General features: G+C 60.2%; 17 protein-coding genes. 5 read left to right on the forward strand and 12 right to left on the reverse strand.

Annotated elements, in window-relative coordinates:
- Positions 1-7 precede the first annotated feature (7 nt).
- From G5S37_RS08345 to G5S37_RS08400, 12 genes are all read right to left on the reverse strand, one after another.
- Positions 8-823, reverse strand: coding sequence for an aldolase/citrate lyase family protein (locus G5S37_RS08345; protein WP_165202642.1), 816 nt, complete (start codon positions 821-823; stop codon positions 8-10).
- A 32-nt stretch (positions 824-855) separates the two neighbouring features.
- A complete protein-coding gene (locus G5S37_RS08350; protein WP_165202644.1) occupies positions 856-2,535 on the reverse strand; it encodes an FAD-dependent oxidoreductase in 1,680 nt (559 codons plus the stop codon).
- A gap of 56 nt (positions 2,536-2,591) precedes the next feature.
- On the reverse strand, positions 2,592-4,121 hold the full coding sequence (locus G5S37_RS08355; protein ID WP_165202647.1) for a hypothetical protein: 1,530 nt from the start codon (positions 4,119-4,121) through the stop codon (positions 2,592-2,594).
- A gap of 8 nt (positions 4,122-4,129) precedes the next feature.
- A complete protein-coding gene (locus G5S37_RS08360) occupies positions 4,130-5,140 on the reverse strand; it encodes a polysaccharide deacetylase family protein (protein WP_165202649.1) in 1,011 nt (336 codons plus the stop codon).
- 26 nt (positions 5,141-5,166) lie between these two features.
- The gene (locus tag G5S37_RS08365) at positions 5,167-5,964 is read right to left on the reverse strand and encodes a hypothetical protein (RefSeq protein ID WP_165202651.1); all 798 of its coding nucleotides are present in this window, start codon (positions 5,962-5,964) and stop codon (positions 5,167-5,169) included.
- A gap of 59 nt (positions 5,965-6,023) precedes the next feature.
- On the reverse strand, positions 6,024-10,088 hold the full coding sequence (locus G5S37_RS08370; RefSeq protein ID WP_165202653.1) for a sialate O-acetylesterase: 4,065 nt from the start codon (positions 10,086-10,088) through the stop codon (positions 6,024-6,026).
- Positions 10,089-10,207: 119 nt separating this feature from the next.
- Positions 10,208-11,392, reverse strand: a complete 1,185-nt coding sequence (locus G5S37_RS08375; protein WP_165202655.1) for a sialidase family protein — start codon at positions 11,390-11,392, stop codon at positions 10,208-10,210.
- Between the two features lie 35 nt (positions 11,393-11,427).
- On the reverse strand, positions 11,428-12,654 hold the full coding sequence (locus tag G5S37_RS08380) for a sialidase family protein (protein WP_165202657.1): 1,227 nt from the start codon (positions 12,652-12,654) through the stop codon (positions 11,428-11,430).
- Between the two features lie 64 nt (positions 12,655-12,718).
- A complete protein-coding gene (locus tag G5S37_RS08385) occupies positions 12,719-13,477 on the reverse strand; it encodes an RraA family protein (RefSeq protein WP_165202659.1) in 759 nt (252 codons plus the stop codon).
- A gap of 55 nt (positions 13,478-13,532) precedes the next feature.
- Positions 13,533-14,756: a sialidase family protein gene (locus G5S37_RS08390; RefSeq protein ID WP_165202661.1), complete on the reverse strand. Its 1,224-nt coding sequence runs from the start codon at positions 14,754-14,756 to the stop codon at positions 13,533-13,535.
- A gap of 38 nt (positions 14,757-14,794) precedes the next feature.
- On the reverse strand, positions 14,795-16,144 hold the full coding sequence (locus tag G5S37_RS08395; protein ID WP_165202663.1) for a sialidase family protein: 1,350 nt from the start codon (positions 16,142-16,144) through the stop codon (positions 14,795-14,797).
- A complete protein-coding gene (locus tag G5S37_RS08400; protein ID WP_165202665.1) occupies positions 16,141-17,427 on the reverse strand; it encodes a sialidase family protein in 1,287 nt (428 codons plus the stop codon). Before G5S37_RS08400 ends, G5S37_RS08395 begins: the two co-directional genes overlap by 4 nt.
- 175 nt (positions 17,428-17,602) lie before the next feature.
- On the opposite strand from G5S37_RS08400, the gene G5S37_RS08405 reads away from it, so the two are divergent.
- The 5 genes from G5S37_RS08405 to G5S37_RS08425 all read left to right on the forward strand — a co-directional run bounded on the left by G5S37_RS08405 (position 17,603) and on the right by G5S37_RS08425 (position 25,225).
- The gene (locus tag G5S37_RS08405; RefSeq protein ID WP_165202667.1) at positions 17,603-20,071 is read left to right on the forward strand and encodes a CHASE domain-containing protein; all 2,469 of its coding nucleotides are present in this window, start codon (positions 17,603-17,605) and stop codon (positions 20,069-20,071) included.
- A gap of 10 nt (positions 20,072-20,081) precedes the next feature.
- A complete protein-coding gene (locus G5S37_RS08410) occupies positions 20,082-21,581 on the forward strand; it encodes a sigma-54 dependent transcriptional regulator (RefSeq protein ID WP_165202669.1) in 1,500 nt (499 codons plus the stop codon).
- 281 nt (positions 21,582-21,862) lie between these two features.
- A complete protein-coding gene (locus G5S37_RS08415; RefSeq protein ID WP_165202671.1) occupies positions 21,863-22,807 on the forward strand; it encodes a hypothetical protein in 945 nt (314 codons plus the stop codon).
- 66 nt (positions 22,808-22,873) lie between these two features.
- Positions 22,874-23,548 carry a cysteine hydrolase gene (locus G5S37_RS08420; RefSeq protein ID WP_165202673.1) on the forward strand — a complete coding sequence of 225 codons (675 nt, stop codon included), beginning with the start codon at positions 22,874-22,876 and terminating at the stop codon, positions 23,546-23,548.
- An 84-nt stretch (positions 23,549-23,632) separates the two neighbouring features.
- Positions 23,633-25,225: a regulator gene (locus G5S37_RS08425; protein ID WP_165202675.1), complete on the forward strand. Its 1,593-nt coding sequence runs from the start codon at positions 23,633-23,635 to the stop codon at positions 25,223-25,225.
- Positions 25,226-25,281 lie beyond the last annotated feature (56 nt).

Here is a 25,281-nt window from a genome sequence, read left to right on the forward strand (position 1 = left end):
GAGATGCCTAGATGTTGATTGCCGCGGCCTGAGATTTCGAGACATTTCTGATCCCGGCGGCTTCTTTCACGGCCGCGAGCTCCAGCGGCAGGTGTTTTTTGAAAAGCAGGATGTCCGCGCTGTGGATGAGCAGGTTTGCCCCCAGCTTCAAGAAACGGGCCTGCTGCTCGATGCTGCCCCAGAAGTGAATGCCCGCGCCGATACCCGCTGCTCGCGCCTTGCGGAAGATGGTTTCACAGGCGGCGAGGAAGTCCGGATGGTCGTACTGCTCCGGCACGCCGAGATTGCATGAGAGATCGTGCGGACCGATGAGCACGGCATCGAGTCCGGGAACGGCGAGAATGTCATCCAGCGCATCGATGGCGGGCTGGCTTTCGATGTTCACAATGAGCAAGCGGTCGGCAGCGGCTGAGGTGATGTATTCGTGGAGGTTGGGCTCCGCGGCAGCGCCGTCCAGCATGGACTGCAGCTTGCCACCTTTGATGGGCCGCAACTTTACCGCGCCACGCAGGGCCTGCACCTGAGCGGTAGTCTCGATGTAAGGAGCGATGATGCCAGCGGCGCCTCCATCCAGCACCATAGTGGCCTCATAGGGACTGGGCGAGGGGATACGCACCAGCGGCGCGAGCCCCATGCTGCCGTAGATCTGGCACATCCAGGAGAGTTGCTCGCGATCGAGCGCGATGTGTTCCGTGTCGATGAAGACGAAATCCAACCCGCAACTCCGCACCGCCTCCGGCCACCGTGGGGAGGGAGAGACAATCAACGTGCCAAAGACGTGTTGTCCCTCGTGGAGGGCGGCGGAGAGTTCGCGGGCATTCATCGAGCAGGAACGAAGGGGCGCTATTTGCGTGGTTACTTTTTCTTCTTGGTTTTCTCGGAGGCCTCCTGCATCTCCTTCGTCCACTCCAGCACCTGGTGGTCGGCGATGAGTCTCTCGCGAAGCTTGGCGTAGTCCACCTTTTGCACAGACGTGCCGGTATCGATGGCCTGCACTGCGGCAGTCGCGGCGGACTGGCCGAGAATCATGAACACCGGTTCCATGCGGATGGAACCGTACGCCACGTGCGTGGAGGAGAGGCACACGGAGACGAGCAGATTCGAGCACTCGGATTCACGCGGTACGATGCTACGGTAGCTCACGGGGTAGGGATGCGGCACTTTGATCTCGATGCAACCCTCAGCCTTCACCTTGCCATCTACGAGGACACGCGAGGTGTGGTGGGAGTCCATGGTGTAGCTGGCGAGACCCACGCTGTCAGGCACCACTTCCCGGCTGTCGCAGTTCTTTTGCGTCATCACGTAGTCAGAAACCATCCGGCGGCCTTCACGCACATAGAGCTCGTGTGGCCAGCCATTGGTCTCGGCGAATTCGCCCTTCGGCAGGCCGAAGCCATTGGTGAACTCGCGTACCATTTCCGGCAGCTTCTCATCATGCGCGAGGAACCACATCATGCCCTGCTGGTAGGTCACGTGCTGCTGGAAGATTTTTTCGCGCGTCTCATAGTCCGCATCCGGCCAGTCATTGCTGGCGCCGACGAAGTCCGTGGAGATGGGGCCGGCGTTGTTACAATCGCCGATATTGAGCTTCACGGGGCCGCTGCCGTAGGTGAACTTCCACTCGGCATTCGGGTCTGTCGTGAGGTAACGCTCCAGCAGGGCGAAGTCGCCGCGGTTGTAGCCTTCCGGCTTGGGCCACGCGATGCCATCTGCGGCCTTCACCGCCCACATGCGGAAGTTGTAAGCCTGCACGAGTTTGTCGCCGGTACCGGGCGCGGGCAGCGGACCATCGGTGATGCCGGGCAGCAATCCGCTGCTGGAATCGCCGGGCTTAACATGCGGGTCCACGGGGAAGCGAAACTGGTGGGTCTTCGCGAGTTGGAAGCCATTCACCGTTTCGCCATAGGTGCTGTTGTCCTCGCGACCCACGAAGTACTTCACGCCGGCTCGTGCGAAGAGGTCACCCTCATAGGTGGCATCGATGAACATCTTGGCTTCGATGCGATTGCCGTTTTCAAAGACGAGCGCGGTGATGCGGTTGCCATCCTTCTCCACGGTCTTGAGGCGATGCTCGTAGTAGACAGGCACATTGGCCGTGCTGAGCATCTTCTGGAAGATGACCTCGGCCTGGGAAGGACGGAAGCCCAGCTCGCCGCTCACATCATTCATGGCCTCGCGCTTCGCGGTGCTGGCGCTTTTCAGGAACTCCGCACCCATGCCGCCGATGGAGCGTGCATTCCCCACGTCTACCGCGGTGAGGCCACCGGAGGTCATGCCACCCACATGACGGCGGAAGACAGCAAGCGCCGCCTTCTTCCCAAGGCGATGCGCCTGCGTCGCGGCGGCCACGCCACCGGGAGTGCCACCGTACACGCACACATCCACCTGGATGGTCTGCGCGGGATTCGCCGCTGGCACGGGGTAGTAGTAGCGAAGACCGGGGTTCGGCGTGGCAGGGCCGTCAGCAGCAGACGCCAGGGAGGCGGTACAGACGCACGTGGCCGCTGTGGCGAGGGAGAGAAGCAGGCGATTCATAAAGAATTCAGTCCGTGGGATGGTTTTTTGGACGGGAGAACTGGGGGAGGTCATTCTCATGACGGCTTGCCGGCGATCGCAGCGAGACTGAAGAGTTTTGCGTTCTTGAGTTCAATCAAGATGCGCACCGGGCGGTCTGTGGGGACGGTGGCTCCCGACTTCCATGAGGCTTCCCATTGCGTGGCGTCTTCGCGTAGTCCGCTACTCTCATCGAGACTGAGCCCCGGGATGGGTGAACCGTTTGCCTCCAGCGTCGCGATGCGTACAAGCCCATGCTTTCCTGTGGCGGCATTGATGATGAGGCGGGTAGAAGTGAGGTGGAGGGGAATGGTCTGCACGCTGCCTATTGCGTCTTTTGCATCCAGTGAAGCAAAGCCGTGCCTCCGCCAGACAGCGCGACCGATGGCATTGCGTTTCTCTGGAAGCGCTCCTCCATGGGAAGTCGTGAGTCCCGTGTAGTACATCCACGTTTCATCTCCCACGTGCACCGCCGTGCTCGATACGCTGAGGATGGTGCCAGCGTCAAAGCCACCCGGTGCGCCGCGCGCGATGACCGGAACACGCGGCTCCGTACGCTGCCAGTGGAGTCCATCTGCGCTCGTGATCAGCTGGACATCAATGTAGCCATCCGTGGGACTCTGACCTTTGGGGAAGGGGATGGACTTGCCTTCCGGTGAGAGGTTCTTGCGGTCGGGCGCAGTGACGCGGAAGATGGCGGGGAAGCCGAGATAGCCCGCAGCATGCGGGAGCACGGACATGTTGTTCACCTCGGTGCGCTGCTTGGGTTCGGTGATCCAGTCGTCATCAGCTTCGTCCGGGGCGAAGGTGAGTTCCGCCTTGCTCCAGGTCGCAAAATCCTTGCTGCGTGAAAGCCACACCGTGCGACGCGACGTGCCGCGGATGGTGGCGTGCAAGCGATGGTAGGCGAGGTAGTCTCCGGTGGTGGGGTCTTGCGCGAGGCTGATGTTGTCTCCCTCGGGAAAGATGGGTTTCTTGTCCGGATAGCTGGTCCACTTCAGGCCGTCGGGTGAGACGGCCGCGTAGTAGTCACCTCCGAAGTAGCCGAGCATCTTCCAGCGCTTGGCCGGGTCCGTCTCGTGCTTGTCTAGCAGCACGCTGGGACTGTGCAGGTCAAATACGATGTTGTTCGCCTTGGAACCGGCGAAAGCGTGCAGATTCAGCACAGGCTTCTCCCACGTGATGCCGTCTCGCGAGGTGGCATACAGCACCACATCATAGCGGTTCCGCCGGAATCCAGGAACCGCGATGTCCTTGATATTCGGGATGGCTTCCTGCCGGGTGAGGTACCACATGCGGAAGCCCCCGCTGGATTCATCCGGATAGACGGAACCGTGGATGTAGACCCGGTCGCCTTCCCAGAATTTATCCGCCTGCAGCACCGGCGTGGTGGACTGTTTTGCGGGATGAATGGTACGTGTGACGCCGCTCTTTGAGGAGATGCCGCTGTCGTCCGCGAAGAGCAGCGGCAACTCGCCCAAGTTGATACTCCTCTCCTCTGCTGAGGCGCCTGTGCTCGTGAAGAGATGCAGACACCAGGTGATGCTGAGGCAGAGGAGCAGGCGCATGCGACGTGCTATGGGGTGGTGTCTTCCTGCAGCATGATCTCCGGGCCACTGGGCAGGGCGTCGTAGCGTGCGGTGCCGTTGCTCACGGGTACGGTGACCTTTTGCGTGCCTTGCGTGACGCTGCACTTCTTCCATGAGGAAGGCACCGTGGTGACGAGGGTGAGTGTCTGGTCGTAGAGTTTCGGGTCCGCCTTGGTGGAGAGTTGGAGGCGGATGGATTTGTCATTGGATTCCAGGACCTTCACCTCGGCGCTGTCGTGTTCCGTGAGGTACTGGTGATAGGTGATGTGGTCGGTCACCCAGAGTGCGCCTTTTTCCGAGCGTTCCTTCAAGCCATCCAGTAACGGGAAGAAGACCGTCTGAGCGAGCGGCCAGAAGTCCTGGTACTTCACTACGGGGCCCACACGCTCCACGCCATGGACCACGAGGTACTCCATGTCTTTTGCGGCGATGGCCTTGTCCGCCAGCGCGAGCATCTCCTCGGTCGTCTTCAGGTGGTAGACCGCGCCGTGCCCGGTGAAGGGAGGGCGGTCGATGAGTTGATGCTTCTTCAGCAGGGTGGCTTCCTCTTCATTCGTGATGTTCCAGGTTCCGGGTTTCGTTCCCGGTCTCGCGTAGGAGACGAGCTTGTCCTTGGTTTGCGGGACGATGGTGCGGATGTAGCTGGCGTTCTCGCCGATTTCATACTCGCCATGTTGTGCGTCCTTGATGCCACCATGTGTCATGGTGTGCACCCCATACACCATGCCCTGCTTCCACAGTTCCTTTTCCCACTTGTCGGCGTGGACCTTGTACTCGCCCTTGGCGGGGCAGATGTAGAAGGTGGCGGTCAGGCCGCGCTTTACCAACTCCGGCGCCGCCACCTGCCAGTGGCTCGGCCAGCTGTCATCAAACATCAGGAGGAAGACCGCGGTGCGATCGTCCTTCCATTTCGCGATGCGAGTGTCACCGGGCGACTGTCCGAAGGCAGCGGTGCAGGCGAGGAGAAGGGAGAGGGCGGAGGCAAGCAGGAGGCGCATGGTGTGCGAAAGACGATTGAGCCGGCTCAACTCTTAGGCTTCGCTGCGGGCGCTGCAGGTGCCACGGGCAGGGCACCGCTGGCTTTCATGCTGGCAAGGATGGTGGCCTTGTTCTTTGCCCAGTCGGCATTTGGCGTGGCCTCCCAGACCTTGAAGTTGCGTGCCGCGCTCTCCACACCGGCCACGAACATGACGCTGCACTTCGCGGAGGTGATGAGCGGATGCTGGCCGGTCATGGTCTTGCCATCCACGGTGACGGTCATTTCATCGCCCAGAATCTCGAAGAGCACGGTGTGCCATTTGCCCAGCGCCATCGGGGTCAGTGTCTGGCCCAGGGGCACAGTCTTGTCGGGACCACCGTGGTCGTTGTCGTCCTTCCGGATGTTGAAGCCCTTTTCATCGATGCCCACGCTGCAGACATAGTCTTTCGTATCCGTGGTGCGTACTAGTACGTAGCGTTTAGGCCGGCCATCCATGGGCACATCATGCATCTGCACTTCGCACTGAATGACGACATCCTTGAAGTCGAAGCCGTAGGACGCGGTGGCGGGATGCTGCACGGCGGGATTTTCCTTCCCGACGAACGTTCCATCTACCACGTCCCAGTGACCGCCACGCGCGGCGGAGTTGTAGCGCCATGCCTTGAAGCCGCTGGCGAATCCATTCGACTTGCCATCGAAGGGCGGCAGGGGCTTTTCAAAATCCTGCTGCACGAGGAGCTTGCCTCGTGTGGTCATGAGAGTGGGCAGCAGGTCCTCTGCGCTCGCAATCGTTGTGCCGAGTGCGAGACAGAGGAGGGGTAGGAGGAGACGTGGCAGTTGCATGATGCCCCAAGTCTGAATGACGAAATCCGAATGTCGAATGACGAATGGAGGGCGTTGGCTTATCGGCGCTCCTTGGCTAACTTGTCCGTTTCCTGCAGGTTGAAGCGGGCGCTGACCACGGAGTTCTGCTCGGGCCCTTCGCGATACTTGATGTAGGTGGTCGCGACGAAGGTGCCGTCCGGCAGCAGTTCCAGCCCGGGGTAACCGCAGTCGCCGCCCTTGTAGCTGTGGAGGAGTTTCAGGCGGTACTGCCCATCGCGGCCCGCGATGATGTCCTCATACTTGCCGACCCACGCCACGAAATGAGTCTTCGTGGGGCTCTTCAGCCCAGTGTCGCGGAAGCAGACCACGAGTCTGCCGTCCTCTGCGTAGTGAGCCATATGGCGATCGCCATGCAGGCCGGCGGGAAGGGGCTTGGCTTGGGACCAGGTCTGGCCCTCGTTGTCGCTGGTCATATAGAGCGCTACTCGTTGTTCGTTCTCGCGGATGAGGCAGAGCAGTTGTTTGCCATTGGGAGAGCGGACGAGTTGGGGTTCGCAAGGTTTGAGATCTCCCATGTCGAGGATGATCTTCCAGGGGCTCCACGTGAAGCCACCATCTTCAGAGATGCTCTGGGTCAGGATGTTGGATTTCTTGTCCTTGGTCTCGCCGGGGCGGCGGATGTTGGTGAGGCCAAGCAGCTTCTTTCCACCTTCGATGGGAACGATGGTGCAGAAGGGCATGACGCAGGTGAGCTTGTTCGAAGTCATGGGGGACCAGGTCTTGCCTTCGTCCTCTGAAACGGATTGATGCATGGCGCCATCTGGTCCCTGACCGGCGAAGACAAACAGGCGTACCTTGCCCTGCGGATCTGTGAGGCGGTAGATGGAGGGGCAGTTCTTCACGGTCTTCCAGCTCTCCGGCACCGGGAGGAGTTGGCTCCAGGTCTTGCCGCCATCATCGCTACGCTTGAGCGGTCCACAGGTGCCTCCGTGCTTGTAGGTCCACACACAGTACATGGTCTTTCCATCCGGCAGGAGCACGGTGGTGGGGTGACCTTGATACTCCTCCGGCGTGCCCTGGGCGATGACCACCTGACGCGCGGTGTCCTTTGAAAGATCCACAGCGGCCGCGGGCTTGGGCGCGAAGATGTCCTCCAGCGGCCAGGTGTCTGTGCGGAAGGGGGAGGCGGGGAGGCCTGCACCGTTGTAGAGATTGCAAACCGGGCTGCTTTCCCAGGCGTAGCGCACCGCGACCGGATTGGGTGTATCAGGACTGGATACCGCGATCCTATCGCCTTCAATCACGGCGGTGGCGGGTTTCCACACCTTGTCCTTGCCCGCGATGAGGAAGCTCTTCAGCGGTCCATCCTTGGCCACGAGTCCGCCATTGGTGTGATCGAAGGAGATGACCACTTTGCTATTCAGGGTTTCCGAGCCCTTGTAGAGCGGACCGGAGGTGGCGGGTACGTCCTTCTTGTACACGGTGCCGAGCGCCCAGTAGGAGAGTCGCTGGCCCACGCCCTGCTTGTTGCGGGGGTGATTGTCATTCGCCTCGCCGATGTCCACCGTGATGGCCATGCCAGTATTCTTCACCTTCAGGCTTTCCAGCATCGCTTCGCGCACGAGAGGACGGTAGCCCACGTGCTGGAAGTTCGGGAGCTGCACCCAGGCGAAGGGCATGTCAGGATTGCCAAAACGTGCGCGCCAGTCGCTCACGAGCAACGGAAGCTGGGTCTTGTACAGCGTGGCCTTCTCAAGACCGGAGCAGTTGTGCTCGCCCTGGTACCAGATGGCGCCCCGAAGCGCGTAGGGCAGCAGCGGGGCGATCATGCCATTGTAGAGATTTGCCGGATGATTCTGGTCGCGTGCGGGCTGCTTGTTCAGCTTGGGGCGAGCGGGCGGCTTGACGGCGGTCAGCTTGGCGTCCTTCACTTTCACCTTCCACGCTTCATCGGCCATCAGCCACTTCGCGTGCACGGCATCGGCATCGTAGGCGAGTTCGTCGGTGGCCCACTGATTCAGCTTCGCCTTCAGGGCGGGTACCTTGGCCTGGGCGTCTTCACTGGTCCATGCGGCGATGTCGGTACCGCCCCATGAGGAATTGATCATACCCACGGGCTGCTTCAGGGCGAGGTGGAGATCGCGCCCGAAGAAGTAGGCAACGGCGGAGAAGGTTCCCACTGTTTCTGGTGAGGCGATCACCCATGAGCCCTCGCAATCGGCCTGCAACGCGCGCTGGGCATTCTGCTTCACGGTGAACATGCGAAGCTCCGGCAGGGCTGCCGCTTGCCGCTCCTCTTCAGGATACTGGCCGCGGGAGAACATGTACGCCATGTTTGACTGGCCCGAGGCGAGCCACACTTCACCCACGAGCACATCTTTGATGGTGGAGGTCTTGGCTGCGGTCTTCACCACCATTTCGGAGGGCTTCGCGGAGGTCTTGAATTTGCCGAGGCGAATCAGCCACTTGCCGCTGACATCAGCCTTGATGGTTTTGGATACACTATTGAAGGTCACGGTGACATCTTCGTATGGCACGGCCCAGCCCCACACGGGAATGATGGTGTCTGACTGCAGCACCATGTGATCGGAGAAGATGGCAGGCAGGGAGAGTTCCTGTTTCCAGTCATCGGTGCGGAAAGGCGCGGCGGGGAGCCCCGCGCCATTGTAGAGGGATGCGATGGGGTTGTCCGTCCACGCATAACGAGCCGCGACGGGTTGCGCGATTTCCGGATGGGAGAGCACCACGGTGTCCTTTACCAGGGCTGCATCGGCGGTGTGCCACTTGCGGTCGGATCCCGCGATTTGGAAGCCCTCAAGCGAGCCGCTTTTGGCCTTCAATCCGCCATCCGTACCGGTGAATGTGAGGGTCACTTTGCCGTCTTTCACGTCACGACTGGCGAGGCGCGGCCCTGAGGATACGACATCCTTCACCTTGTAGACGTCACCGAGTGCCCAGGCGGCGAGACGTTTGCCCACGGCTTGTTTGTTTCTGGGGTGCACATCGCGCACTTCACCCACATCGATGGTCACGGCCATGCCGGTGTGGGGCACCGTTTTGAGAGTCTTGTCCTGTGCTTCGCGAACATCGACCCACGATGGGGAACGTTGGATGTTCGGAAGCTGTACAAATCCGAAGGGCAGCTCCGGTTGATTCCAGCGGGTGCGCCAGTCTTTGATGAGCAGGGGAAGCTGCGTCTCGTAGAAGCGCGTGAGTTGCGGGCTCGCATTGCTCTCGCCCTGGTACCAGATGATGCCGCGGATGGCGTAGGGGACGAGCGGCGCAATCTTTCCATTGAAGAGATTCCCCAGCACGGTGGCGCGCTCATGAGAGGCGACAGGATCGCGGGGGGTGCGCGTGGGCAGCGGTTTGCCTTCTGCCTTGGCACGCTCGACACCTTCTTTGAAAAGGGTGACCTGCTGCTCGAACTTTGCCTTTTCCGCGGCCGCATCGAAGGCGGCGCGTGTGGCGTCATTTTGCGTGATAAAGTCCTTCAACGCCGGTTCCTTCTGTTGTTCTTCCGCGCTGATCCAGGCCTCGATGCGTGTGCCGCCTACGGAGGAGTTGATAAGTCCTACCGGAGTGCCGAGCTTCTGATGCAGTTCCCGACCGAAGAAATAGGCCGTGGCAGAGAAACTGCCAACTGTATCGGGTGAGCACACATGCCACGCACCTTTGCCTTCCTCCTGCGGTGACGCTGCGCCGGGAGATGACTCAATGTACATGCGTACCTGGGGCAGGTTCGCGTTCTTCTTTTCCTCCTCGAAGTTCAACGCGCTGCTGACTCGCATGCCCATGTTGGACTGGCCGGAGCAGAGCCAGGTTTCACCGACCAGAATGTCCTTCACGGTGATCATGTTCTTGCCTTTGGCGACGAGTGTTTGCGGCTCCTTGGTGGCCGCCAGTTTTTCGAGAGTGACCTTCCACTTGCCTGACTCATCAGCCTTCGCAGTAGCGGATTGGCCTGCGATGGTGATGGAGACCTCTTCCCCGGGGTCTGCTTTGCCCCACACTGGGACGGGCACTCCTGATTGCAGGACGGCGTGATCGGAGAACAGGGAGTTCAGCTTCACATTTGCCCGAGCGCCCGTGGTGGCGCACGCAGCGAGCAAGGTAGCGAGGAAGATGGAACGTCGTTTCATGGAAAGAGGAGGTGTGGCGGCAGAACGATATGGAGAAGCCGTGAGCAGTGCAGAAAGGCGTTGGCGAAAGACGATCTCGAATGGGTGGATCTCTCAGCGAATGATGGCTCGTGAATGCACTAGGGGGCAGAACCAGGTTGGGCCGGATGCGAAGCCGTGAGCCATTCAAGATTGAAGCGGGCTACGGTGAGGCGCTTATCGCGCTCGTAGAAGCAGAGGATGGTTCCGTCCGGCAGCACAGCGAGGTCGGAGTAGGCGCTCGGACCTTCTTCAAGGGTGCGGTTCACTGGCCAAGTCCTGCCGTCGTCGTAACTGATCTTGATGGAGAGATTGCGCCGCTTGCCGCGACCGCCGGGGATGGGCTTGCCTTCCGCGTCGACTTCGAGGGAGTGTGGATTGCTGAAAATGAGCGTGCCCGGCTTCTTCGGATAGGCCACGAGGCCACCCATGCAAATAGGTTCCCACAGGGCATCATCGAAGACTGGCTTGCTCCAGCCGGTAGCGCCATCCGCACTCGTGGTGACGAGGCGACGGCTGACCTTGGATACACTGCGGGTGTTCAGCATCACGCGCCCGTCGGAGAGTTCGGCGACGGAGGTCTCATTGGGGTTCTTGAGTTCGCCCTCGTTGGGCAGAGGGATCTCGCCAGCTTTCCATGTCGTGCCTCCATCAGCACTGTAAATGGTGCCAGCCATGGAAGGCGCGTGGTCCCCAGGCTTCTTTCCGTAGGCAAGCCACACCGGCACTACGAGGCGTCCGCTTTTGATCTGGATGCCGTGGCCGGGACCGGTGGCGAGTACGTTCCACGGGCACTTCGGGCGGAAGGCCTCGAACGCCGAGGTGATTTCCACCGGTTTCGAGAACGTGAGGCCATCATCCGTGCTGCGCATGTAGAAGCAGCGCGCGTAGTTGATGCAGTACAGAAAGTGAATGGTCTTGCCATCGCGATCGACGATGGCCACGGGATTGTTCACGGTCTGCTCCTTCGCGCCTTCTTCGTCGTGCTTGTGGGGATTGCCCTCAATGCGCTCACCGCTGTGCGCGATATGTTGTGGTGCCGACCACGTCTTGCCACCGTCCGTGCTGCGTCGCAGGTGCACTTCGATCTCGCCCCAGTCCGAGCCTGCCTTGCGACGGGCTTCGCTGTAGGCGAGTACGGTGCCCTTCGTGGTGACGACGATGCCGGGAATGCGGTAGAGGGCCGAGCCGCCTTCGCCACCGGCGAAGAGGTCGAGCTTTTCGATGGCGGGTTCAGCGGCGAAGACTTGCAGGGAAAGTAGACAGGTGAGGAAAGCGTAGCGCATGCGGGGGATTTGGTGAGGTGACGTGACGCGTGCTACTACTTCTGCTGAGACACATCCTTGCCATCCGTGAGCCACTCCAGGTTGAAGCGAGCTACGGTGAGACGGTCACCGGCGAAGCCAGCCTTCTCTCCGCGTCCGTAGAAGCAGAGGATGGTGCCATTCTTGGTCACAGCGATGTCGCTATACGCGCTCCACTCGGGTTCGATGGATTTGTTGACGGCCCAAGTCTTGCCTTCGTCATAGCTGACTTTCACAGAGACATTGCGGCGGTCGCGATTCTTGCCGGGTTCTTCCTTGCCAGTGGCCTTCTTGAGGTTGTCCGGGTTGCTGAAGAGGATGCGGTTTTTGCCGCCGGTGGCTTCCGAGGAGTAGCGCACGATGGCACCCATGCAGATGGGCTCGAGCAAGGCGTCATCAAATTTCGGCGTGCTCCAGCCGGTGGCGCCGTCCTTGCTGATGGTGACAAGGCGGCGATGGGCCTTCGATTCGCTGCGTACATTCAGCATCACACTGCCGTCCGCGAGCTCGATGGCCACGGTCTCATTCGGATTGATCCATTCCTCCGTGCAGGGTACGGCGACTTCACCCGCGTGCCAGGTCTTGCCCTGGTCATCGCTGTAGATGGTGGAGGTTACGGAAGGCCGATGCGCATTCCCACCTGTTCCAGTGGAGAGCCACACAGGCACTACGAGTCTGCCGCTTTTCGTTTGGATGCTGTGATTTGGACCCGTGGCGAGCACCTTCCAGTCATAGTCCTTTTTGAACTTCTCAAACGTGCTCGTGATCTCGACCGGTGCGCTCCACGTGAGGCCGTCATCTTTGCTCTGCTGGTAGAAGCAGCGCATGTACTCAACGCAAAAGAGCATGTGCACCGTGCCGTCCTTGTCTGCGATGAGAACCGGGTTGTTGTAAGTCACGTCCTTAGGGTCCACGTTCTTCATCACCAACGAGAAGGGATTTTTCGTGTGTGGACCGGGCACGTTCGCGATCTTTTTCGCTTCGCTCCAGGTCTTGCCGTCATCGGTGGAGCGGCGCAGCAGGATGTCGATTTGATCCCAGTCGCCGCCCTTCAAGCGTGCCTCGCACCAGGCAAGCACAGTCCCTTTGGCGGTGACCACGATGCCGGGGATGTGCTGGAGCTTGTAGCCATTTTCGCCGGCCTTGAAGAGGTCGAGCTTTTCAAGGAAGGGTTCGGCGGCGCGGGCAGGCGTGGTGGAGGCGAGCGCCAGTGAAAGGAAGGTACAACAAGCGAGGAGTTTCATGAGGAAGGAAGGGGCAGAGTAGGGGAGTGATGGAAATCAATGTGAGCGATGCAGGCGGCAGTGGTCACCACTCACCATGACGCTGGAACTTCTCTTTGACGTTCTCACCAAACTTCGCGGCAGCGGCGTTGAGTCCGTCGAGAATCTCCCGCGTGCTCTTGCCCGCGGTGTCGCGAGCAGCGGGAATGACGGTCAAGCACTCATTGGCATCCATGAAGCGGGATGCCTCCAGCAGGTTGGGTTGCTCATGCTCCGGCACCACAAGGAAACCGTGCTTGTCCGCATGAATGAGATCTCCCGGCGATACCTTGCGGCCGAAGACCTCCACTTCGCAATTCCAACGCACGGGGTGGGAGTAGGCATGCCCCACGCAGAGGCGGCGGGCGAGGGCCTTGAACCCGGCATTGGTCATTTCGTCGAGGTCGCGAATGGCGCCGTCCGTGATGGTGCCCACGCAACCGAGGGCGCGGTGCATGTTGCTGTTCACCTCGCCCCAGAAGGCACCGTAGGTGTTGGGCTTGTCGAGATCCTGCACGATCACGATCTTGGGTCCGGGAATGCTGGCCACATAGTCGCGATATTCGGTCCAGCCTTTGGGGTTCTCATCGCGATGGCTCTTCTCACCTGGCTGGATGACAACTGTTACAGCGTAGCCCACCATGGGGCCCATCTGGGGCATGAAGTCGCGCGTCTCTTCAGGGTTGAAGGCTTCGCGTGCGATGTTGCGCTTGGTGACCTGTTCCCAACCATTGTAGATGGTGGGGGTGTTCCAGCGTTTCAGTTGAAGGAGGTCGGCGTGGGTGATGGGGCGGGTTGAACTCATGGAGATGAAATGAAAAGAGAAAGGCAGGGGACAGAGAGATGAGATGTGTGAGCTTCTATTTTGAAGAGCCGAGTTTCGCGGTTGCAGTTTCATTCGGCTTCGCCCAATGGATGCGGGCGAGGAGGACGCGATTGGCTTCATCCAGGCGATCTTTGGGAAAGCTCGCTTCGGAGGTGACGACCCAGGTTTCCTGCGGGTTCAGGTCCATCACACCGAAGTTTCCGAGGTCGACGCCCGTCTCTGGCATGAGCACCTGCTCCGTCTTGCGCAGTACACACAGCTTTTCAAGGTCCACCTGCGCAATGAAGAGCGGGGCACGATGACGAAAGACGTGGTCGTTGTTCGCGCCGCGTCGGGTGTAGACAAGATAAAGTCCGTCACTGTGTGTCACCCAGTGCTGCTGGGTATTGTAGCTGCCGAGCACTTGGCCGTCGTCATACCTCCACTCGACGATGGGTTCGTAATTGATGCCATCCTTGCTGCGCGCCACGAAGGCAGACTTGTCTGCGCGCATGGTGACGAAGTAGCTGCCGTCAATACCAGCCACTGAGGGCTCGTACAGGCCGCGTCCGCCGGCGTCCCCCGTGGTGAGTTCCGAACCGTGTTCCTTGTAGGTGAGCGTTTTCCCATCAAAACCACAGCGCGCCACGATGGTGGTATACTGGCGGGTCTTGGGATCCTTTCGATAGCGGATGGGCAGAAGGATCTCGCCGTTCTCCAGATCAAAGCGCTGATGGCAGCCCGCATTCGCCTCCAGCATGGGTCTGCCCTCGCGATCCTTCTCGGGGAGTTGCACGATGTTCAGCCCACTCCATGCCTGCGTCTTGGGGTCGTATACGGTGTAGGACACCCGCTCCCGAGCCCGGTCCTCCGTCTTGCCATCGCGGAAGTTGAAGGTCTTTCCCGTGGCCAACACGACGCCGGTCTTCGCGTGCCACTGCGGACACACATCGCCAATGACGATGTCATATCCATCTGCCTGCCTGGCCCGGCGCAGGTTCTCGATGTGGACAGGTGTTTTCCACGCGCGCCCGAGATCCTCGCTGAAGACATGGAGCATGTCACGATAGCCATGCGCGCCGGTGAGTTCCGTCTCCTGGGTAGTGAGGATGACTTGCTGGGGAGTGCCGGCGATGATCGCGGTGCGAGACTGCGTGAAGTGCAGTCCCTTTTTCCCCGTGAGGATCGTCTGGTGCTCAATGCGATAGGCAGCCGACTCCTCCCCATGGGTAGAAGCGACCAAGGCAAGTACAAGCGTAGAAATGGCGAAGCGAAACATGAGGAAGAAACGCAAGGTGCGTTGAGAACGTGCAGGACTTATCGCGCAGTGACCTTAGCCGCTTCGCGCTCCAAATCTCCCTGGGTGGGAAGATATGGAATCGCCGACTCCTTCAATGTGAGATGGAGCACCTGCTGCCAGCGATGCGGCAGGAAGAGGTGCATGACTTCACCATCCATGAAGGCATCCAGATAGGAGCACTGGTGATTGAAGCCGCCCACCGCGAGATTTGCCTCCACGGCATTCACCATGGCAAAGCGCGGTTCTGTCCAGGTGTGCCCGCCATCCGCGGTCGTGGAGATCCACAGCTCCGTGCGCATCTTCATGGTCTCTGCCTTGTCACTCAGTTCGCCCGGCTTGGTCTTGGGCACACGGCGATGATGGAAGGCGGCGAGTGTCTTCCCATCCGAGAGCGGGAAGAGCATGGGCGGAGCATCGGGGTGCACGAGCGGGCAGGGGGAGGGCTTGGTCCAGGTCTTGCCATCATCCTCGCTCCACGCGGTGAAGAGATGGCCCTGCGGCGTGCGGGTCATGAAGAGCACCTTACCCTTGCCGAGATTGATGGGGCGACCTTCATCCATGCGGTCGAATCCCTCCGCGTACCATCCATTCGGCCGCGAACCGGGGAGCAGGGTCCAGGTCTTGCCCTTGTCCTCCGAGCGCAGGAGGTATTGTTTGGTCTTGAGGGGCTTCACCGACCAATCCGCAAGGTGCGAGCCCAGCAGCCACGTGCCGGCATCGGTCTCTGTCATGCGCATGACAGACATACCAAGGAAACCGGGATCGTTCTGCGGCTTGATGAGCGCCACTTCGGACCAGGTGTGGCCGTCATCATCAGAATAGCGATAGCCGATGGGCGCATTCTCCTGCTGGCCATCCTTCCACGAATATTTGTCCGGGATGGGTTGTGTGCCGAAGGCGTAGATGCGGTTGGTGCCTTTGGGGATGAAGGGGATGAAACCATGCTGGCTGTAGGGGATGTCATACGCCACGGTGGGTCCCTGCCACGTGAGGCCGCGATCCTTGGAGCGATAGGCGAGCATGACATTCATCTTCTCGCCCTTGCTCTTGGCATAGTGATCACCTTCAGGGAAGAGCAGGAGGAAGTCGCCGTTGGGCGTGATGGTCGCGCGTGTTTCGAGAATGCGTGACTTCGTGCGATGCACCACCTGCCCTTCGATGGCTGCGGCAGTGACCAGACCGAGCGACTCACGGAGCTTCAGCTCAGGAGGCAGTGCCGCGGTGCGGAGTTGCATCTGCTGAATGGAAACTGTTTCCGCGATGGGCAGAGGCGGCAGCGCTGGTGCCGGTTCTGCCGACCATGCACATGGAATGTTCGCAGTGACAGAGACAATGACACAGGCCAGGAAGAGTAAGGAAGCTTTCATGGTGAGGAAGCAGGTATTGCGGAAGCGCCGAGCGAGTCGCGTCCATCGGTGAGCCATTCGAGATTGAATCGGACAAAGTGCAGCTCATCCCAGTAGTGCGTGCTGCCCTTGGGCCCGCGCTCATAGATGAAACCAACGGTCATGTCATCCAGCACGACCATGTCTGAGTAGGAGGAAGGGTGTGGCCAGATGGTCTTGCCCGCCGTCCAGGTGGCGCCCTCATCATAGCTCAGGCGCACGGTGAGATTGTAGCGGCCATACGGGTGCTCGGGCTGGCGGTAAGGAGACGCAGGACTGGAAAAGAGGAGGCGGTTCTTTCCCTGCTTCTCCGCAAGCGTGAAACGCTCCACCGGTCCATGACAGCGGGGCGAGATGAGTTCCTCAGCGCGCTTCGGAGCGGTCCACGTTTCACCACCATCTTTGCTGATGGCAGTAAGATGGCGGATGTTGTCCGGCGCATCGGTACTGCTTTCGTTGCGAGACATCACCATGAGAGAGCAGTCCGCCAGTTCCACGAGCTGGCACTCGCTGGTGTGCATGCCGATGTTTCCGCCGAGCTTCCACGTCGCGCCGTGGTCATCGCTGTAAAAGGAATGCGCGAAACTGCGCAGTCGTCCCTTGCCAATGTCTTCACGATGTCGCGCAGACACCACGAGTCGGCCAGCCTTGGGTCCCTTGCTGAGTTGCACCATGCCATTTCCCGGGCCGCAGCCGTAGCGCTGCACCCAGTCCTTTTCCCACATGGCCATGCGGCCTTTGGGATTTGCCGGCTCCTCGGCATCGGACTTGCCCTTGAGCGCATCCCACTCGGGCTTTGTCACCTGTTCATGGATGGACACCGGCCCCTGCCAGGTGCGGCCATGGTCGGTGCTGGTGAAGTGGACGAACTTCTTCTTGTCCCGCAGGAAGAAGAGCCACAGCTTTCCGTTGCTGTGGTCCATGCCTACGGTGATGTCGGTGGAGACGCCCTTCTCGTCGTCGAAGATCATCTGCTCAGCACCCCACGTCCCGCCTTTGTCGGAGCTGCGCTTCAGCACGATGTCGTGATTGCCAATGTCACCCGGGCCATCGTTGCGCTTCTCCGCAAAGACCAGGAGGTCTCCATTCTGTGCCTGCAGGATGGCGGGGATGCGGTAGTTCGGCTTGTTGTCCGGAGTCACCGGGAAGAGGCACACAGTCTGAAAAAGTGGCTCCGCGGCAGACGCGAACGGAGACACCGCCAGCAGCGCGCACAGTACAGAGCCGCTGAGGGAGGGGAAATGGAGTTGCCGCCGGGGGAACATGCGTGAGTGAGAAAGCGGTAGAATAGCGTGAAGGGAACGATGCCGACCAGAGGACCTAACTGGTGAAGGTTGCTAACCAGTGGGGTTCATCACACCTCGCAAGCCGCAAACCTGCCCGGCCAGGAAACCTTTGGCATGATGGGTGCTGTTCTCACGCTCAGCGCGTCGCGCCCTCATGCCCTCCCTCCAGTCCCGAAGCTCGCCCGCCAGGGCACCTGCCATGCTGGCACTGGTGCTGGGGGTGCTTTTGTCTACTGCTCTCGGCGTTTTTCTTCGTCGTGGGCAGGACCACGTGTGGGAGGAAGAAGTGCGGATGCTGGCGCAGGACCGTGTGGAGGTGATTCAGGGGCAGATCCTCCGCTCCATGGAGGTGTTGCACGCCGTGGCGGCCTTCTTTGATGCGCATCCCGATGCGACGCGTGCTGAGTTCCGCGTTTTTGTGGATCGCGCTCTTTCACGACAGCCAGAGTTGCAGGCGCTGGCGTGGGATCCGCGTGTGCCCGGCAGTGAGCGCAGTGCGTGGGAAAATCGAGCGCGCGCGGAGGGCTTTCCCACATTTGGATTCACGGAGGAGAAGGCGCACGAGGAAGGTGTCATCGTGCCCGCAGCGGCACGAGATGAGTATTTCCCGGTGTATTATCTGGAGAGCCTCCAGCGGAATGTTGCGGCTCTGGGATTCGACGTCGGGGCAGAGCCCAGACGACGCGAGGCGCTGGAGCGTGCGCGGGATGCTGCCCAACCGTGTGCCACTGTGCCCATTCGCCTGGCACAGGAGCCTGGATCACAAAAAGGCTTCATCGTCTTCCTCCCGGTTTATTCCGAAACATCGCCACCTGCCACGGTGGAAGCACGACGCGATGCGCTACGCGGCTTTGCCACGGCCGTGTTCCGCATTGGTGACCTTGTGAATCTTTCCCTGCGAACGGTGGGCGAGAATGGTGTGGCCCTTACAGTTTATGATCAAGCGGATGGCTCCCTGCTCTACCGGCAGGTGGGGGATCGCCTGCCGAATCGCCCTGCGTGGCAATCCTCGGTGGAGGTCGCGGGGCGTCATTGGACGCTGAGCTTCGAGCCGATCAAAGGATTCGTTGCGCCGGCATCAGATACACTGCTGTGGCTGGCGCCGGGCTCTGCCATGCTCATCACGCTGTTGCTATCCAGTTATCTGTGGAGCAGTGCGCGTCGTGCGGCGGAGCTGCGGCGCTCGCATGAATCGCTGGAAACCGAGGTGCTCGTGCGCAAGCAGGCGGAGGCTGCGGCAGAGTCTGCCAACCGGGCGAAGTCGGAATTCATCGCGAACATGAGCCACGAGATCCGCACCCCGATGAATGCCATCATCGGGTACTCGCAGATTCTCGCAAGGGATGCGACATTGCCCCCCTTCCATCGAGACGCGGTGGCCACCATCTTGAGCAGTGGCGATCACCTGCTGCACATCATCAACGAGATTCTGGATCTCTCAAAGATCGATGCCGGGCGGATGGAACTGGAGCCGGTGGATTTTGAGCTCTCTGCGCTGATTCGCGAGTTGGAGGCCATGTTCCACCACCCGTGTGAGGAGAAGAAGCTCGGTCTTCGCATCGAGGCCGCCCCATTGGATCAACTCACCTGGGTGCATGGAGATGAAGGAAAGCTCCGACAAGTATTGATCAATCTCCTGGCGAATGCCGTGAAGTTCACTGCGCGCGGGCGCGTGACCCTGCGCGTGCTGCAGGGTGAGGCGGATCACTGGCGCTTCGAAGTGGAGGATACGGGCATGGGGATTGAGCCAGAGGTGCAGGCACAGATCTTTGAGCCTTTCCAACAAGGACCCGGGGCGCGGGGCAGGGGAGGCACAGGGCTGGGACTGGCCATCGCACGGCGGCAGGTGGAGATCATGAGTGGCAAGCTGGAGGTACGGTCTGAGCTCGAGGTGGGTTCTTGCTTCGCGGTATCTGTGGCGTTGCCAGCCGCAGCCATTGCGCGAGGTCATGCACCGCCTGTCTTGCGCGAGGTGAAGAGTCTTGCCGACGGTTGCCGCGTGCGTGCACTGGTGGTGGATGATATTGCGGAGAATCGCGAGGTGCTCTCCACCATGCTCACACTGATTGGTTGTGAGGTGGTGCTCGCCGAGAACGGCCGCCAGGCACTCGAGGCAGTGCGCGTATCCCGACCGCAGATCGTCTTCATGGACATGCGCATGCCCGAGTTGGACGGCGTGGAGGCCACGCGTCGCATCGCAGAAGAGTTCGGAGAGACAGGCGTGAAGGTCGTGGCAACTTCCGCCTCGGCGCTCTCGCATGAAAAGGAGCAATACCTCAAGGCAGGTTGCGATGATTTCGTAGCCAAGCCCTTTCGCGCAGAGCGCATCTACGCTTGTTTGCTGCACCTGCCTGCCGTGGAGTTCGTCTATAAGGAACGGCCTGCTGCGGATGAATCAGGTGAGACCATCGACTTGCGTCAGCTTGCCCTGCCCGAGGACCTCGCCAGTCGTCTTGCCGTGGCGGCAGAGTTGCACAGCGCCACCGTGCTGAAGAGCTGTCTCGGCGAGGTGGAGAAGCTGGGCCCTGCCGGCGAACGCCTCGCGCAGCACCTGCGGGGATTCCTCGCGAGCTATGACATGAAGTCCATCCAGCGACTTGTCGCCCAGATACCCGTCACCTGATTCGATTCTGATGAAGCCTCAAGCACGCATCCTGATAGTAGATGATACACCTGCCAGCCTCTCTTTGCTGGCCAGCGTGCTGGAACCGCAGGGACACGAAGTGCTCACTGCCTCCCATGGCAAGGATGCCTTGCAACTGGCGGCACGCGCCCTGCCGGACCTGATCCTGCTGGATGTCATGATGCCAGGGCACGATGGCTTCTCCGTCTGCCGCATGCTGAAGCGTGAGCCGGAAACCGCGCACATCCCTGTCATCTTCATCACCAGCCGCCAGGAGACAGAGAGCGTGCTGAGTGGTTTTCGTGTGGGTGCCGTGGATTACATCGGTAAGCCGTACCAAGCTGAGGAAGTGGTGACTCGTGTAGCCACGCATCTGAAGATCAGCCTGCTCACGCGTGAACTTCAGGAGCGCAATGCCGCTCTGGAGGAAGAGATGCGACGCCGCGGCGAGGCCGAGCGTGCCAGGGAACGCGCCGACCAGCGACTCTCCACCCTGATGTCCCGCGAAGCTCAGCGCTGGGGTCTGGCCGGGTTTGTGGGAGAAAGTCCGCATCTGAAGCGCATCATCCAGGATATCGAGCGGCTGCAGCACTTCGGGAAAACGAGCGTGCTGGTCACCGGCGAGAGTGGCACGGGGAAGGAACTCGTAGCGCGTGCCATTCACCATCACAGCCCGCGTGCTTCGGGCGCGTTCATTCCCGTGAACTGCGTGGCGGTCCCGACAGATCTCGCCGAGTCGCTCTTCTTCGGTCACATGAAAGGATCCTTTACGGGAGCCACATCGGATCGCAAAGGCTACTTCGAGCTCGCCGACGGAGGCACCCTCTTCCTCGATGAAATCGGCGACATGCCGGCCTCACTTCAAGCGAAGCTCCTGCGCGTACTGGAGGACGGGGAAGTGACCCCCGTGGGCGCGAATCAACCGCGGCGTGTGGACGTGCGCGTCATCAGCGCCACGAATGCGAACCTGCCCGGCAAGATTGCGAATGGTGACTTCCGCCAGGACCTCTATTTCCGCCTGGCTCGCTACACCGTGCAGACGCCGCCATTGCGCGAACGGCCGGAGGATCTGCCTCTGCTGGCAAAACATTTCCTGCAGATCTTCTCAGATGAAATGGGCGTGCCAGTGCCAGGCATCACGGCGGATGCTCTGCGCACACTGCAAGCCTACGCATTCCCCGGAAATGTGCGTGAGATGAAGAATGTGATGGAGCGTGCGCTCATTCTCAGCGCCGGTAGTCCCGTGCAGAAGGAGCATCTGCAGTTGTTTCAGGAGCGCGGGGCGAACGAGGGAAATGCGGCGTACGATCTCCCCCGGGCCAACTCCCATGGTGAACTTGCCTCTGTGCCACCATCGACCTCGCTGGGAGACATTCCCTTCGATCTCGAATCTGCCGAGCACGTGCTCATTCAGCGAGCGCTCGAGCACACAGGTGGCAATGTCGCAGAAGCGGCACGATTGCTGAAGGTGAACCGGAGCCGGATCTACCGGAAGTTTCCGAATGCGTGAGTGAGATTGTAGCTACGGCTTTAGCCGTACTGTCTGCAGCCGACTGATTCGACTGAAGTCGAGGCTACTTTGAAGGCTTACGCTCACGCGTCCTGCGTCGCCACACCCTGTTGCGCCACGCAACACCTGCAACACATCTAGGCGTCCCATCAATGTCGGGGTTGTGTAAGTAATGCGCTCTGTTTCAGCGATCTGCGACTCGCGTAATCACTTGGCATCGCCTGTGCAAATCTCCGCACACGTTGACACCAACTCTCCCACTTACCCTCCATCAACCATCCATGAATCTACTCTCAAAGAAGTGTCTCTCTCACAGCCTCGCTACCCTGGCGGTAGCAGGCGCATTGCTCTCTGGTACTCCACAGCTCTTCGCAGGCGCGCCCAGCACCAAAGGAGTGGTGCCGGTAGAAACGAAGCCCGCTGATCCCTGGATCCACGCACTGCTGCAAGTGGACATCTCGGACCACTACATCACCCCACGCGGTCTGAATGTGGAAAACGAAGGCGTCATCTTCCAGCCCCTCTTCCTGGTCTTCTGGACGCTCTACTCCGAGCCGGATGCCTTCCTGCAGGACATCACCCTGACCACCGGGGTCTGGAGTTCCTTCCACACCAACAAGTCGGGTGCTGACCCCGGCTACTGGAATGAGTTCGACCCCATCGCGGGACTTGGCTTCAAGTTCGACGGGGGCGTGAAGCTCGACCTGAACTATACCGCCTTCAAAAGCATGGTGGATTCCTATCCCACCTCGCAGCACATGGAGATCAAGCTCTCCTATGATGACTCGAAGCTCTGGGGCGGTGGCTTCGCCCTGAATCCCTCGGTGGCCTACTGGCAGGAACTCGAGGACAAGGCGACGGTCGTGTTCGACCCAAGCAAGTCCGATGAGTCCTTCTATTTCACCATCGGCATCAATCCCACCTTCAAGGCGGGTCCGGTGAAGCTTGAGTTCCCCACCTTCATCAATCTGGTGGGTGACGACTTCTACCAGCAATTCGACGGCAGCCCCGGCGGCGATGGACTCGCAGTCTTCTGCACGGGCGTGAAGGCCAGCATTCCACTCACGTTCGTCCCGAAGGACTATGGGTTCTGGAGCCTCTACGCAGGGGTGAAGTACTACCACCTGGACAATCAGGGCCTGCTGGACGGCAACAAGGTGCTGACGCCTAACGAGCATCGTGAGGACCTCGTGCAGTTCCACGGCGGCATTTCCATCTTCTTCTAGGCTCGAAGGTTGCTCCACGAACCGCAGAACAGCCCAACCCCACCGACTGACCTGGAGACTTCTTTTATGGACATCGCGAGCATCGCTGCCGAACCGTATCCCTTCGAATTCAAACCGGACAAGTGTGCCCTGCTGATCATCGACATGCAGCGAGATTTCCTGGAGCCGGGTGGATTTGGAGAGATGCTGGGCAACGATGTCTCGCAACTCCGCCGCACCATCGAGCCGAATCAGAAACTACTCGAAGCCTGGCGCGCGGCGGGACTCCAGGTCATGCACACCCGTGAGGGGCACCGCCCGGATCTCAGCGACCTGCCGCCTGCCAAGAAGGTGCGTGGCAAGAGCGAGAAGACCATCGGTGATGAAGGTCCCATGGGCCGCATCCTCATCCGTGGTGAAGCCGGGCATGACATCATCCCCGAGTTGTATCCTCTGCCCGAGGAGCCGGTGATCGACAAGCCGGGCAAGGGCGCGTTCTTCGCCACGGACCTTCAGGCCATCCTGCAGAATCGTGGCATCCAGCAACTCGTGGTCACGGGCGTCACCACGGAGGTGTGTGTGAATACCACCGTGCGTGAGGCCAATGATCGCGGCTACGAGTGCCTCGTGCCGGAGGACTGCGTGGGCTCCTACTTCCCAGTCTTCCAGGAGATGGGGCTGAACATGATCAAGGCCCAGGGCGGCATCTTCGGCTGGGTCACCACCTCTTCAGAGATCATTACCGCGTTGGATCGCGCCTAGAGATCACTCCCTTCATCAAGATCACGACATCATCTCATTTCATCTCAGCACGCATCATCAGCCATCCATGCAATTGCCACCACCATGAGCACCTCAACAGACTTCAAACCCAAAATCTGGGCACCAGGTGACTGGAACGCCTTTTTTGGATTCGGGACCAATATCCTGGTCAACTTACTGACGCTCACCACGCTGCTGCTGTACGTGGTGAAAATGCCCCCGGAGATCGTCTTCGGTCGCATCCTCCCCGCCACCGGCGTGATGCTCTGCCTGAGCACGATGTACTACGCCTGGCTGGCCTACAGGCTGGCGAAGAAGACCGGCCGCACGGATGTGTGTGCCCTGCCTTCCGGTACCAGTGTGCCTCACATGTTTGTGGTGACCTTCGTCATCATGCTGCCCATTGCCCTGTCGACCGGGGATCCCATCAAAGGTTGGGAGGCAGGACTCACGTGGGTGTTCATCCAGAGTTTCGTACTCATGGTTGGCGGCTTTATCGCGCCCATCATTCGGAAGATTACTCCTCGTGCCGCGCTGCTTGGCACCCTGGCAGGTGTTTCCATCAGTTTCATCTCCATGAGCCCCGCGCTCAACATGTTCATGACGCCTGTCATCGGCGTGGTGTGCTTTGCCATCATTCTGCTGAGCTGGTTCGGCGGTGTGCGCTACTTCCGCGGCATTCCCGCCGGTCTCGTCGCCATCGGCGTGGGCAGCATCATCGCATGGGGCTCGAATCTGTTCGGTCTGAACTACGGCGGCATGAGCCTGGAAAAGCTCACCCAGTCCTTTACGAATTTCGGCTTCTCCATTCCGCTGCCTGCCTTCGGACACATCTTTTCCGGCTTTGAATTCCTCGGCGTGATTCTCGTCACGGCCATTCCCTTCGGCATCTACGATCTTGTGGAAGCTCTCGATAACGTGGAGAGCGCGGCGGTCGCGGGAGATGAGTTCCCCACTACGCGAGTGCTCACTGCGGACGGTGTCATCAGTCTCATCGGTTGCTGCCTGGGCAATCCGTTCATCAATGCGGTGTACATCGGTCACCCCGGTTGGAAGTCCATGGGCGGTCGCATCGGTTACTCTGCCGCGACCGGGATTGTGGTCATCATCCTCTGTACCTTTGGCATCATCTCACTGATGTCCTCCCTGATTCCCATCGTGGCCATCTCGCCCATCCTGCTCTACATCGGCATGCTGATTGGTGCGCAGGCCTTCCAGGAGACACCCAAGTCCCATGCGCCAGCCATCATCCTATCCCTGACACCGCACCTCGCGGCCTGGGGCAAGATGCTCATCGATAACTCACTCGGTGCTGCCGGTACGAATGCCGCCGCCGTGGGCGTGGACAAGCTGGGACAGGTGGGTGTGCTTTATCACGGTCTGGAGATCATGGGGGGCGGTGCCATCTTGAGCGGGGTGATTCTGGCCGCCGTGGCAGCCTTCATCATCGACCGAAAGTTCATGAAGGCCGCGTACTTCTCAGGCGCTGGCGCGGTGATGACTTTCTTCGGGCTCATGCACGGCGAGAAGATTGGGATCAACATGTCCCCGGTCGTTGCCATCAGCTATCTTATGGTGACGGCGATACTCATCGGTTGCGCGAAGTTTGCCGTGGTAGCTCCGAAGCCCGCGGAAGAGCCCGAACATGAGTCCGACGCCCTGCCGGATGCCGCCTAGGCAATGCTTCTTGCCAGTCACTTTCCCTACACCCTTTTGATTCCTCTTTTCTTCGT

The sequence above is a fragment of the Roseimicrobium sp. ORNL1 genome, from assembly GCF_011044495.1.
GTDB lineage: Bacteria > Verrucomicrobiota > Verrucomicrobiia > Verrucomicrobiales > Verrucomicrobiaceae > Roseimicrobium.